At 68.9% G+C, this 13,188-nt stretch carries 10 protein-coding genes and 1 riboswitch; of the genes, 3 read left to right on the forward strand and 7 right to left on the reverse strand.

Features of this window, described 5'->3' with window-relative positions; genetic code table 11:
- Window position 1 precedes the first annotated feature (1 nt).
- The 4 genes from ACIA58_RS12735 to ACIA58_RS12750 form a co-directional block, all read right to left on the reverse strand.
- Complete coding sequence (locus ACIA58_RS12735; RefSeq protein WP_396403781.1) at window positions 2-2,617, reverse strand: DNA translocase FtsK 4TM domain-containing protein; 2,616 nt, start codon at window positions 2,615-2,617, stop codon at window positions 2-4.
- Between the two features lie 73 nt (window positions 2,618-2,690).
- Entirely contained in the window at window positions 2,691-3,467 is a 777-nt protein-coding gene (locus ACIA58_RS12740) for a DUF4184 family protein (RefSeq protein WP_396403782.1), read from the reverse strand.
- A gap of 30 nt (window positions 3,468-3,497) precedes the next feature.
- Window positions 3,498-4,028: a DinB family protein gene (locus ACIA58_RS12745; RefSeq protein ID WP_396403783.1), complete on the reverse strand. Its 531-nt coding sequence runs from the start codon at window positions 4,026-4,028 to the stop codon at window positions 3,498-3,500.
- A gap of 41 nt (window positions 4,029-4,069) precedes the next feature.
- Window positions 4,070-4,438 (reverse strand): VOC family protein, encoded by a 369-nt coding sequence (locus ACIA58_RS12750; protein WP_396403784.1) that lies wholly within the window; start codon window positions 4,436-4,438, stop codon window positions 4,070-4,072.
- A 97-nt stretch (window positions 4,439-4,535) separates the two neighbouring features.
- Window positions 4,536-4,649: riboswitch (SAM riboswitch) on the forward strand.
- Between the two features lie 16 nt (window positions 4,650-4,665).
- Here ACIA58_RS12750 and ACIA58_RS12755 point away from each other — a divergent pair.
- Complete coding sequence (locus tag ACIA58_RS12755) at window positions 4,666-6,030, forward strand: aminotransferase class V-fold PLP-dependent enzyme (protein WP_396403785.1); 1,365 nt, start codon at window positions 4,666-4,668, stop codon at window positions 6,028-6,030.
- A gap of 12 nt (window positions 6,031-6,042) precedes the next feature.
- Here ACIA58_RS12755 and ACIA58_RS12760 read toward each other — a convergent pair whose 3' ends face one another.
- Window positions 6,043-8,103 carry a prolyl oligopeptidase family protein gene (locus ACIA58_RS12760; protein ID WP_396403786.1) on the reverse strand — a complete coding sequence of 687 codons (2,061 nt, stop codon included), beginning with the start codon at window positions 8,101-8,103 and terminating at the stop codon, window positions 6,043-6,045.
- A gap of 98 nt (window positions 8,104-8,201) precedes the next feature.
- Window positions 8,202-9,734: an alkaline phosphatase D family protein gene (locus ACIA58_RS12765; protein ID WP_396403787.1), complete on the reverse strand. Its 1,533-nt coding sequence runs from the start codon at window positions 9,732-9,734 to the stop codon at window positions 8,202-8,204.
- A 204-nt stretch (window positions 9,735-9,938) separates the two neighbouring features.
- Here ACIA58_RS12765 and ACIA58_RS12770 point away from each other — a divergent pair, with 204 nt between their 5' ends.
- Entirely contained in the window at window positions 9,939-11,018 is a 1,080-nt protein-coding gene (locus ACIA58_RS12770) for a fatty acid desaturase family protein (RefSeq protein WP_396403788.1), read from the forward strand.
- Between the two features lie 75 nt (window positions 11,019-11,093).
- Complete coding sequence (locus tag ACIA58_RS12775; protein ID WP_396403789.1) at window positions 11,094-12,158, forward strand: fatty acid desaturase family protein; 1,065 nt, start codon at window positions 11,094-11,096, stop codon at window positions 12,156-12,158.
- On the opposite strand, the gene ACIA58_RS12780 is transcribed toward ACIA58_RS12775, so the two are convergent.
- Window positions 12,135-13,163 carry a LacI family DNA-binding transcriptional regulator gene (locus ACIA58_RS12780; protein WP_396403790.1) on the reverse strand — a complete coding sequence of 343 codons (1,029 nt, stop codon included), beginning with the start codon at window positions 13,161-13,163 and terminating at the stop codon, window positions 12,135-12,137. The two genes, ACIA58_RS12775 and ACIA58_RS12780, sit on opposite strands and share 24 nt — an antisense overlap.
- Window positions 13,164-13,188 lie beyond the last annotated feature (25 nt).

Raw genomic sequence — 13,188 nt, forward strand, 5'->3', positions numbered from 1 at the left:
GTCACTCTCCTCGGAGGGTGGTGATGAAGTCCTCTAGGTCGTCAGGCTTGACCAGGACGTCCCTGGCCTTCGAACCTTCACTGGGACCGACGACACCGCGGCTCTCCAGGATGTCCATCAGCCGGCCGGCCTTGGCGAAACCGACGCGGAGCTTACGCTGCAACATCGACGTCGAGCCGAACTGGGTGGAAACGATCAGCTCGGCGGCCTGCACCACCAGGTCGAGATCGTCGCCGATCTCGTCGTCGAGATCCTTGCTCGGACCGGCCGCGACGGTGACGTCCTCACGGTACGTCGGCTCGAGCTGCGTCTTGCAGTGCTCGACCACGCCGCGGATCTCGGCCTCGTCGACCCAGGAGCCCTGGATACGCATCGGCTTGCTCGCACCCATCGGCAGGAACAGGCCGTCGCCCTGACCGACCAGCTTCTCCGCGCCCGGCTGGTCGAGGATGACCCGGCTGTCGGCCAGCGAGGACGTTGCGAACGCCAGCCGCGACGGCACGTTGGCCTTGATCAGGCCGGTGACGACGTCCACCGACGGCCGCTGGGTGGCGAGCACCAGGTGGATGCCGGCGGCCCGCGCCAGCTGGGTGATCCGGACGATCGAGTCCTCGACGTCGCGCGGGGCGACCATCATCAGGTCGGCCAGCTCATCGACGATCACCAGCAGGTACGGGTACGGCGTGAGCACACGCTCGGACCCCGGCAGGGGCTTCACCTTGCCGCCGCGGACCGCCTTGTTGAAGTCGTCGACGTGCCGGAACCCGAAAGCGGCCAGGTCGTCGTACCGCATGTCCATCTCGCGGACGACCCACTGCAGCGCCTCGGCCGCCTTCTTGGCGTTGGTGATGATCGGCGTGATCAGGTGCGGGATGCCCTCGTAGTTGTTCAGCTCGACCCGCTTGGGGTCGACCAGGATCATCCGCACCTCGTCGGGCGTGGCGCGCATCAGGATCGACGTGATCAGCGAGTTGACGAACGACGACTTACCCGAGCCGGTCGCGCCGGCGACCAGCAGGTGCGGCATCTTCGCCATGTTCGCGACGACGAAGCCGCCTTCGACGTCCTTGCCCAGGCCGGCCACCATCGGGTGATGGTCGTTGCGGGCCGTCGCGCTGCGGACCACGTCGCCGAGGCTGACGGTCTCCTTGTCGGTGTTCGGGATCTCGATGCCGATCGCGGACTTGCCCGGGATCGGCGACAGGATCCGCACGTCGGCCGACGCCACCGCGTAGGCGATGTTCTTCGACAGGGCGGTGACCTTCTCGACCTTGACCGCCGAGCCGAGCTCGACTTCGTACCGCGTGACGGTCGGGCCGCGCGTGTAGCCGGTGACCTGCGCGTCGATACCGAACTGCTCGAACACCTCAGTCAGCCGGTCGACGACCTGGTCGGACGCCTTGGTCCGCGCCTTGTGCACCGAGCCGGGCTTGAGCATCTGCCCGTCCGGCAGCGTGTACGTGATGTCACCCGACAGCCTCAGCTGCTCGACGCGCTGCGGCAGCGGCGTGTGCGGCGGCGGCTCGGGCGGCGGCGCCGACGGCTTGCTCGAAGCGGCAGGCGCCTCGAAGGCCGGCTCAGCGGAGGCCTCAGCGGAGTCGACGTCATACGCGTCTTCCTCCACCGGCTGGGCCTTCGGCTTGCGTCCTCGCTTGGAGATCTCGCGGCCCTCGAGCACCGGTGAGTCGTACGGCTTGACCGTCGGCTCGCCGTCCTCGTCGAGCTCGGCCTTGGCCCGCCGCTGCTTGCGCGTCAGCCGGACCGTGTCGTCGGTCGGCGCTGCGATGACGGACGGAGCGTCCTCGGGCAGCGCCGTCCGGCCCATCAGTACGTCGAATGCCGCGCGGAACCGCAGGGGGATCGCGTAGATAGGCGTCCCCGTGATCACCAGGGCGCCGAAGATCGAGAGCAGGACCAGCAGCGGCGCAGCGACGTACTGCGTGAGCAGGTCCGACAGGAACGACGAGATGAAGTATCCGATCGCGCCGCCGGCAGCACTCAGCGGCCCGTCGGCCGGGTTGCTCGGCCGGGGCAGACCGTTGGCGATGTGGATCAGGCCGAGTACGCCGAGGCAGACGGCCGTCCACCCGATCACCTGACGGCCGGCGGGGCCGTTGTGGTCCGGGTGACGCAGCGTGCGGACAGCGACGAGCAGCAGCAACAGCGGCAGGGGCCAACCGAGCATGCCGATGCTGCCGCCGACGACCGTGCGTACGCCGTTGCCGACCGCGCCCGGCAGGTCCCACCAGATCGCCGCGGCCACGACGACCGCGAGGCCGATCAGGAACAGGCCGGCGCCGTCACGGCGGTGCTCCGGCTCCAGGTCGCGGGCGCTGTGGCCGATGCCGCGCACCATGCTGCCGAGCAGGTGGGCGATGCCGATCCAGACCTTCACCACCCCGCGGCACAGAGCGAGCATGGCGGCCGCGAACGGGCCCGGTCCGCTGTTCTTGGGCGTGCTGGTCCGCGCGGGGGAGGATCCTCCGCGCTTCGTGCTTTGCCCTCGCTTCTGGGCGCCGGACGAACGGGAGCGTCCACCAGCAGCCGAACGAGCCGTGCTCGGCCGTTTGGCTGCCGACTTCTGCGCCCGCGCCGGGGAAGACGTGCGGGTCGCCATATTGATCAGGCTACCCCGATAACCCCTTGAGTCCCACGTGTCACACGCCGATCACGCTGTCCCATCCATAGCGTCACAGCGTGACCACACGCCTCCGGAGGCGGAGCAGATGCCAGACGACGACATACCAGGCGAGCGCAGCGAGGCCGCCGGAGACGAGGCCCGACAACACCAGGCGGATGGCCGTCTCACCGCTCAATTCATCGTCCGCACGGCCGAGTTCGGCGACGGCCCCGGTGGCGGCGAGCACAAGTGCGCCAAAGACCACGACATACCTTGCCCAAGGGGCGACGAGGTTACCGGGAGTGACCGAAGGCGTCGTACGCCGGTACCAGCGGTAGAGCCAGACCGCCAGGACGAGGCAACCGCCGATCGTGCTGACGTACTGGAGGATGCGGTTGACGTCCCAGGCCGGCGTCACGGCGGCGCGGAACACGCCAGGGAAGTGACGGACGAAGTACCCGTCTCCGTGGGTGAACGAATCCCAGACGACGTGCGTGACCGCGCCGATCACGGCCGAAACCAACGTCCACAACAGGCTGGGGCGGACCGACGACGGCAGCCGCGCGGCGAGTGCCGGTGGAGCGAGGGCGACGAGGGGTCGCCTCAAGAGCAGGTTGTAGACCGCGAGTAGCACGAGCGCGATCAGCGGATCCAGCCACAACGCCGACGTGAACTCGTGGGTGAGGGTCAGGGTGAAGTTGCCGTTGATGTGCTGCGTGGCGAACCGGTAGATCGGGCCGACGTACAGCAGATCTGGCGCCACCGCGCCGGCGACCAGGGCCGAGGTGACGAAGGGCCGACGGACCAGCGGGAGGACTGCCGCGGGGTGGGCGAGGGTGAACGGCACGGCGGCAGCCTAGAAGTGCTGGAGGTCGTGTTATGCGCCCGTAGTGCCGTCGAGTTGCTCCCGCAAAAGGTCGGCGTGACCACAGTGGCGGCCGTACTCGCCGATCAGGTGGATGTAGATCATCCGGAGCGTCGACTCGGTACCGCCGAAGGTGAAGCGGTCATCCAGCGAATGGTCCGCAGCAGCCTCGTCGGAGAGCTTCCACTCCTCGATCAGACCCTCGTACGCCGCCTGCGCATCGGCCGGATCGATCAGCTCGAAGTCCGCGTCCTTGCCGAGCTCGGGCGCGAACAGCGGATCCGCCGGCTCGTCGGCGAAGTGGATGCGGAACCAGATCCGCTCGACCTTGGTGAGGTGCCGGATCAGTCCGAGCAGCGAGAGGTTGGACGGCGGCGAGGGCCGCTCGGCCAGCTGCTCTGCGGTCAGCCCGGCGCATTTGAGCAGCAGCGTGGTGCGGTAGGAATCCAGATAGCCCTGCAGCAGCTCGCGTTCAGGTGCGGTCAGCGAACCGTCCGGTCGCTCGACAGCAGGTGCTCTCCACACCGCGGCATCCAACGTCATGGCGCCAGTCCAACACGGCAGCAGCGCCGACAGCGAATTGGTTAGTCGTTCACCGGCGGAGCCCAGCCGGGTCGCGGGATCAGACAGAACGGGTGACCAGCTGGATCCTCGTAGACCGTCTCGGCGAGTCGCCGGGCGCCGAGTGCCAGCACCTGCGGTCCGGCCGCCTCGACGTCGTCGACCATGACATCCAGATGCATCTGCTGCGGTCGCTCCGGGTCCGGCCACTGCGGGCGCCGATGGTCGACGGCGCGCTGGAAGCCCAGACCCGAAGTGTGGTCGTTGTCGGCGACAACCACCCAGTCCTCGCTCTGGTAGGTGATGGGCTTGCCGAGCAGCGCCGAGTAGAACCGCGCCAGTTCCAGCGGCTCCGGGCAGTCGATCGCGAGGTGGTGCAGTCGTCCGATCATGTGCACAGTCTGCGCCGTCTCAAGATATGTTCGCCAGTCCCGGAATGTGAGATAGCCACTGGCGGTCGCCGTATCCCGTTCGTTACCGTGTTCGGCAGGTCATGAGTGTCAGCGACAAGCCCCGGCTAGCTGGCCGGCAACCCTCCTCCGCGGTGGGGTGCCCCGGGTGAAGACCAGGCCGTGCGGATACCCCGCTCGGCAAGTGCGGACTTCCCGGGAGCAGCAGCATGTCGATCCTCTCCATCCTCGAGCCTGCCAGTACGACGACGCCGCGACTCACCGTGGCGCACCGGAGTACCGGCAGCATCCCCGCCACGGTCGGTTCGGACCTCCTGGTCCCGCTGGCCGACGGCCGGGTCACCGACTACGCGAACTTCGACCACGGAGCGAGCGCGCCGTGCCTGGAGTCCGTCCGGGCCAGCGTGGAGGCGGCGCTGCCGTCGTACGCGTCGGTGCACCGTGGCAACGGGTACGCCTCACGCATCACCACCCAGTGGTACGAGCGTGCTCGCCAAGAGGTGCATGCCTTCGTCGGAGCGCGCGAGGACGACCAGGTGATCTTCACCCGGCAGACCACCGACGCGCTCAACCTGCTGGCTCGTGCGGTGCCGGCGGACGCGACTGTGATCGTGTTCGAGTCCGAGCACCACGCCGCTCTCCTGCCCTGGCCGGCCGAGCGGACCGTTCGCCTGGCCGCGCCGTCCAGCTCCACCGAGGCCGTGACCGCGGTCGCCGACGCACTCCGCGAAGCGCCTGACGGCCCGCGGCTCGTCGTGATCACCGGCGCGTCCAACGTCACCGGCGAGATCTTCCCGATCGCGGAGATCGCCAAGGTGGCCAAGGCGCACGGCGCACGGGTTTGTCTCGACGCGGCACAGCTGGCGCCGCACCGTCCGGTCGACATCTCCACCCTGGATGTCGACTGGGTCGCGCTGTCCGGTCACAAGCTCTACGCGCCGTACGGTGCCGGCGCGCTGATCGGTCGCTCCGACTGGCTCGACGCCGCCGACCCGTACCTGTACGGCGGCGGGGCGACGCACGCGGTCACCGACGACACCGTGGTGTGGGCGACCGGCCCGGCGCGGCACGAGGGCGGCTCCCCCAACGTCATCGGCGCCATCGCGCTGGCGAGCGCCTGTGCCGCGATCAGCAAGCACCGCGACGCGATCGAGCAGCACGAGCGCAGCCTGCTCACCCGCCTCCGGACGGGGCTCGCTCAGATCGACGGAGTCACGACGTACTCGATCTTCGCCGAGGACGCGGACCGTGTCGGCACCGTCTGCTTCACCGTCGCCGGTCTGACCTCGACGCTCGTCTCGGCGGCGCTGAGCGCGGAGTACGGCGTCGGCGTACGGGACGGCAAGTTCTGCGCCCACCCGCTCGTCGGCCACCTCCTCGCCGACTCCCCCGAGCACGGTACGGCGGTCCGCGCGAGCCTCGGCCTCGGGACCACCCGCGAGCACGTGGACCGGCTCGTCAGCGCAGTACGCACGCTGGCCACCAGTGGTCCGCGGGCGGAGTACACGGAGACCGCGCACGGCTGTCAGCCGTCCGACGATCCCCGCGACCTCCAAGCTCCCCGGATCTGGTAGTCCAGCAGCCTCCTACTGCTCAGGAGGTACGAGACCTACATGGTGAGCAGCGAACGCCAGTAGGTCCGCCCATTCGGCCGCGACCATCGCGGCAGGTTTGCCGAAGCCATGGCCGGTGTTGACCTCCACCCGAGTCAAGACGGGCTGCGGACCGGCCTGGGCATGCTGCAGCGTCGCCATGAACTTGTGGCTGTGCAACGGAACCACCCGGTCATCGTGGTCGCCGGTGACCACGAGCGTCGCCGGGTATGACGTGCCGTCGCTGACGCGATGCAACGGCGAGTAAGCCAACAGGTCCTCGAACTGCTCCGGATCGTCGGGCAGACCGAAGTCGGACGCCCACGCCGCACCCACGGTGAACTTGTGGAACCGCAGCATGTCCAGCACCCCGACACCGGGCAGTGCGACCGCGAACAGGTCCGGCCGCTGGGTCATCACCGCTCCGACGAGCAGTCCGCCGTTGCTGCGACCATGGATGGCCAGCTGCTCCGGTGTGGTGACGCCGGTGTCGCGTAGGTGCTCACCGACCGCGATGAAGTCGTCGAACACGTTCTGCTTGTTCTTCAGCCGTCCCGCGTCGTGCCACTCGGTGCCGTACTCGCCACCGCCACGCAGGTTGGCGATGGCCAGCACTCCGCCGGCCGCGAGCCACGCCGGCCAGCCGGGTCGGTAGTCCGCCTGGACCGGGATGCGGAAGCCGCCGTACCCATACATCAGCGTCGGACGCGGTGCGGAGAAGTCGAGGTCGGCTCGGGTGATCAGGAAGTACGGCACGTCGCGACCGGGTGCGATCCGGCGCGTCACGGTGACCTGTGGCGGTGTGAAGCCACCGGCGCCGCGGACCAGCTCCGGCAGTGCACGTACGCCGCCTGATCCGGTCAAGACGACGTACGAAAGCGTGGGGTCCGTTGTCGTCGACAGGCCGATGAACAGCTCGTCGTACTCCGGACCGGCGTGCAGGTCGACCACTCCCCCGCCAGGTACGTCGACCACGCGCTGACCAGAGCCATCCAACCCGTACAGCGTCAGCACTGGCTGCGCGTCGACAAGCGTCAGCGTGGCCAGACCGTTCGCCGTACCGCGGACTGCCTGCAGCGTTGCCTCGCCCTCCGGAATGAGGTCGGTGAACTCACCGTCCAGAGCGGAGAGGACTACACGCCCACGAGAGGCGTCGCGGTCGGTGCGCAGTACGAGCTGGTCGCCGGACATGCGTACGAAGGCAATCTCGTCGGCAAACGTGTCCACCACCTTCGCCGGCTCGCCCAGGCCGTCCGACGTGATCGGGTAGACCCAGAGGCGGGTCGCGGGATCTGTCCCCTCGGTGATGTGGACGACGAGGTACCGGTCGTCCTCGGAGACCTCCGGTGAGATGAAGATCTGGTCCTCACCGGGGAAGCTCAGCACCAACTCGTCCTCGGACTGCGGTGTGCCCACCTTGTGCAGCGTCAGCCGCCCACCGGTCAGCGACTTGGTCTCGGTCCCCTCGCTTCGCCCACTCGACGGGTAGTGCAGATAGAGGTACGCCGAGCTGTCCGGCAACCAGACTGCCTCGCAGAACTTCGCTTCGGACACCACATCGTCGACCTGCGTACCGGTGGCGATGTCGAGCAGCCGGAACGTCGTCCAGTCGCTGCCGGACTCGTTGATGCCGTAGGCGAAGTACTTGCCGTCCGGGCTGACGGTGAACGTGCCGAGCGAGTCGGTGCCGTCCTCGGAGAGAGTGTTCGGGTCGATGAGGACACGGCCGCCGGCGAGCAGTTCGTCGAGCGACTCGGCGACGTAGATGACGTCCTGGGCCTGCGTGCCGTCGTTGCGGCCGACGAAGTACCAGCCTGCCTTCTTCGCGGGTACGCCGGCGCGTGGACGCGCGAGGATCGCGGCCATCGTGGTCTTGAACCACTCGCGCTCCGGATAGCCGGAGAGCTCGGCCTGGGTGAACTCGTTCTGCCTCTGGACCCAGTCCTGCGTGTCAGGCGAGTCAGGATCTTCCAGCCAGCGGTACGGGTCAGCGATCTCCCGCCCGTGCAGGGTCTCGACCACGTCGTCGCGGCGGCTCTCGGGATATGCGGTCATGTGGCCAAACCTAACCCGATGCCGGCGTCGTACTCACCCACTCCGGTGGGCGGCATCCCGCACAGGCACCGGAGCCGGGCAAGTACGACGGGCCTCGCTCAGTGGCGGGCCGGGGTGAGGTCCTTGGTCCACAACACCTCGCCGAACAGGTTGCGCAGCGAGACCGTGAACACGCCGGTGCGCGGATCGATCCGGGTGTGGCCGAAGAACTGGTTCCCGCTGGCCGGCGACTGGCTCGGGAAGTCCGCCGCCTTCACGAACACCGCCTCCGGGCCGAAGGTCGGGTCGAGAGCGTTCGGGCCGAAGGCGCCCGCGTTGATCGGTCCGGCGACGATCTCCCAGAACGGATCGAAGTCGGTGAACGCCGCCCGGGACGGGTCGTAGTGGTGCGCCGCGGCGTAGTGCACATCGGCGGTCAGCCAGATCGCGTTCCGGACCTTCTGCTTCTTGAACTGGCTCAGCACCCAGGCGATCTCGTGCTCGCGGCCGCCGGGAGCGCCCGGCAGACCGTTCGCGACCGCCTCGATCAGGTCGCCGTCCGGCACGAGTAGGCCGAGCGGCATGTCGCTGGCGATCACCTTCCACGTCGCCCGCGACGCCGCGACCTCACGCACCAGCCAGGCGGCCTGCTCGGCGCCGAGCATCGCGACCGGACCGACCGTCGACGGCACGGGGTTCGCCCCGCGGTACGTGCGCATGTCCAGGCAGAAGACGTCGAGCAGCGGGCCGTAGCTCACCTTGCGGTAGATCCGGTCACGCCCGGACACGTGCTCCATCGGCAGGTACTCGAGGAACGCCTTCTTCGCCCGCGACGCGAGTACGTCGACCCGCTTCTCGGTGTACCGGTCGTCGGTGAGGATCTCGCCCGGGTACCAGTTGTTCAGCGTCTCGTGGTCGTCCCACTGCGCGACCAGCGGTACGTCGGCGTACAGCGAGCGGACGTTGCCGTCGAGCAGGTTGTACTTGTACCGGCCGCGGTACTCGGCCAGGGTCTCGGCGACCTTCGACACCTCCTCGGTCACCACGTTCTTCCAAACGGTGCCGTCGGCAACCTTCAGCTCGGCGGCGAGCGGACCGTCGGCGTAGATGTTGTCGCCGGAGTGCAGGAAGAAGTCCGGCCGGGTGTCGTGCATCGCCTTGTACGCGATCATCCCGCCGAGCTCCGGGTTGATGCCGTACCCCTGACCGGCGGTGTCGCCGGTGAACACGAACGAGACCGGCCGGTTGCGCCCCGGCGTGGTGAACGAGCCGTCGAGCGTCTGACCGATCCGGCCTGCTGCGTCCTCGAAGCCGAGCCGGTAGTCGTACCGCTGCCCCGGCCGCAGACCGCGCAGCGGCAGGCGCGCGGTGAAGTCGTCGTCGGCCGAGGTCTTCGGGCCGCGCAGGTGGATCGCCCTGTCGAAGCGGCCGTGGCTGGTCAGCTGCACGACGAGCCGGCCGGGCCGGTCGGTGCGCGACCAGACGACGGCCGAGGACGGCGTCACGTCGGCACTCGCGATCCCCGACGGCAGCGTGGGCCGGTCGCGACGGACGAGGTTCGGTACGGCGGATGCACCGGACATGCCCGGTACGGCGAGGGACGCACCGGCGACGGTCGATGCGGCCAGGAGCTGGCGGCGACTCAGTTTCATGACCCGAAGGTGCGCCCCGCTGATGACGCCCAGGTGAAAGCCGGGCGAACTGGGCGTCAAATCACCCGGCGCCACGACGCCAGCTTGTGTGCGGCTATCCGACGTGGTTCCGTTAAGCCCACGCACCACTCGTGACTTTCTCGTGACGCTGCCCCTGGACCTGGTAGCGCATCGACCGATGCACAACCGGAACCGGGGTTTCTCATGTCACAGCTGCTTGCCGAAGACCATGACCCATTACGGGCGCAACACAAGTACACGCACCTCTACACCGATCTGCTGCGGACAGTTCGAGAGCTAGGTCTGCTCAAGCGCCGGCGGAAGTACTACCTCACCCGCATCGGCCTGGTCCTCGCCGCCTTCGTGGCGGTGTGGGTCGGCGTCGGCCTGCTCGGCAACTCGTGGTTCCAGCTCCTGATGGCCGGCGCGCTGGCGCTCGTGCTGACCCAGGTCGCGTTCCTGAGCCACGACAGCGCGCACCGGCAGATCTTCGACTCCGCCAAGTGGAACGACTGGACCGCGCGCCTGCTGGCCGGCGGAGTGGTCGGCATCAGTGCGAGCTGGTGGCGGTCGAAGCACAACCGGCACCATTCCGGACCGAACCAGCTGAAGCGGGACCCGGACATCGACATCGGCGTCGTCGCCTTCACCCCGGAGCACGTCGCCCGGCGGACCGGCTTCCAGGCCTGGCTGACCCGCCGCCAGGGCTGGCTGTTCTTCCCGCTGCTGACGCTCGAGGGCCTGAGTCTGTACGTCGCGAGCATCCAGCACCTGTTCCGCCGGACGGCGACCAAGATGGAGCGGATCGAGGCCGCGATCGTGGTCACCCGGGTCGCCGGGTACCTGACCGTCCTGTTCCTGCTCCTGCCGCTCGGCAAGGCCGGGGCGTTCCTCGGGTTGCAGCTGGCCGTCTTCGGTGTCTGCCTCGGCGGCTCGTTCGCGCCGAACCACAAGGGCATGCCGCTCGTCCCGGCGTCGATGCGGCTGGACTTCCTCCGCCGCCAGGTGCTGATGTCGCGCAACATCCGCGGCGGGGTCTTCACCGACTTCGCGATGGGTGGACTCAACTACCAGATCGAGCACCACCTCTTCCCGAGCATGCCGCGTCCGACGCTGCGGCGGGTCCAGCCGATCGTCCGCGAGTACTGCGAACTGCACGGGGTGAAGTACACCGAGGTGAGCCTGTTCGCGTCGTACCGGATCGTCGTCGACTACCTGAACAACGTCGGCCTGCGCGCGCGCGATCCGTTCCAGTGCCCACTCGTCGCCACGTACCGGGGGTAGCACTTTGCCAAGCAGACCTCGCCGGGCCATCTGGCCGCTCGCCCGGCGTCATGCCCTGACCTCACCCTGGCCGTCGTGAGCGCGCAACAGCAGTACGTCAGCATGTACACGGACCTGCTCCGGACCGTGCGCGAGCTTGGCCTGTTCCGGCGACGGCAGGGCTACTACCTGACCCGGATCGGCATCGTCGGCGGCGCCCTGCTCGGCGTCGTCGCCGGCATGATTCTGCTCGGCAACTCATGGCATCAACTCTGGCTCGCGGGTGCGCTGGCGCTCGTGCTGGTGCAGGTGGCCTTCCTCAGCCACGACAGCGCCCACCGGCAAATCTTCCACTCGAACGCGCGCAACGACTGGACGGCGCGCATCCTGGCCGGCTGCATCCTCGGCATGAGTGCCAGTTGGTGGCGCAGCAAGCACAACAAGCACCACGCCGCGCCGAACCAGGCGGACCGTGATCCCGATGTGCAGCTCAAGGTGCTCGCGTTCACGCCGCAGGCGGTCGTCGACCGCGGGCCGTTGGGCCGGTGGTTCGCCGCGCGGCAAGGCTGGCTCTTCTTCCCGCTCCTCACCCTCGAGGGCGTCGGTCTGCACGCGTCCAGCCTCAAGCACCTGCTTCGCCGCGATGCGACCCGCGCCGACCGCGTCGACGCCGCGGTGGTCGCCTCGCGCATCACGGCGTACGTCGCTGCGCTCTACGTCCTGCTGCCGCCCGGGAAGGCGACCGCGTTCCTGGGCCTGCAGCTCGCGGTGTTCGGGGTCTGCCTCGGCGCCGCGTTCGCCCCGAACCACAAGGGCATGCCGATCGTCCCGGCCGGAAGCAAGATCGACTTCCTCCGCCGGCAGGTGCTGATGTCCCGCAACGTCCGCGGCGGCATCCTCACCGACTTCGCGATGGGCGGGCTCAACTACCAGATCGAGCACCACCTGTTCCCGAGCATTCCCCGGCCGACGCTGCGGCGCGTCCAGCCGATCGTCCGCGAGTACTGCGAACTCCACGGCATCACGTACGCCGAAGTCGGCCTGTTCGCGTCGTACCGGATCGTCGTCGACTACCTCAACAACGTCGGCCTGCGCGCCCGCGACCCGTTCGACTGCCCGCTGGCGGCCGAGCTCAGATCAAGCGGGCGGAATCTCGCCTGAGCCGCGGATCGTCAGCTTCACCGGGACGCGGACCGTGCGGCCGGGGCGGTGGGGCTCCGGGAGGCGCTCGGTCATCAGCTGGATCGCGGTCCGCGCCATCACGTCGGCCGACTGTGCGACCGCGGTCAGGCCCGGGCTGAGCAGATCGCCGAGCGCGAGGTCGTCGAACGACACCAGCGCGACCTGATCGCGGCGGCCGGCCAGACCACGCAGTACCTCGGCCGTCGTCATGTTGTTGGCCGACAGCAACGCGGTCGCGGGCTCGGCGCGATCGAGGACGGCGGACAGCGTGATGCCGATGCCCTCGGTCGTCGGTTCGGACAGGTGGACCAGGTCCTCGTCGACGTCGATGCGGTGACGGGCCATCGCTGCCCGGTAGGCGACCACGCGCTCGCGGGCGGTGAAGATCCGCTCGTCGTCGCCGAGGTACGCGATCCGGCGGTGCCCCTGCCGGACCAGGTGGTCGATCGCCTGGTCGATACCGCCGGCGTTGTCGGCGAGGACGGCGTCGGCCTCGATGCCGTGGGCCGGGCGGTCGATCGTGACGACCGCCATCCCGGCGTCGACGTGCGGCGCGAGGTACTCCTGCGTCTCACCGATCGGGGCCATGATGAGGGCGTCCGGACGGCGGGCGACGAACTCGAGGCAGACGTCCTTCTCCCGCTCCGGGTCCTCGTCGGTCAGCCCGATCATCACCACGGAGCCGGACGACCGCGCCCAGAGCTCGACCGCGCGGCCGAGCGAGGCGAAGAACGGGTCGCCGATGTCGCGGATCACCACGGCGATCGTCCCGGTCTTGCCGCGGCGCAGCATCCGGGCGCTCTCGTTCGGCGTGTAGTTCAGGTCCTTGATCGCGGCCTGGACCTTCGCCGTCAGCTCGGGGCTGACGTTCGGCTCTTCGTTCACCACCCGGGAGACGGTCTTCAGTGCGACCCCCGCCCGGGCGGCGACCTCCTTCATCGTGGGCCGGCGTTGCCCCGTCCCGTTCACCCCGCTGACGCTCATCGCCGGCCCACCCTTCGTATGCTCG

This window comes from Kribbella sp. NPDC051586, from assembly GCF_044453965.1.
In the GTDB taxonomy this organism is placed as follows: domain Bacteria; phylum Actinomycetota; class Actinomycetes; order Propionibacteriales; family Kribbellaceae; genus Kribbella.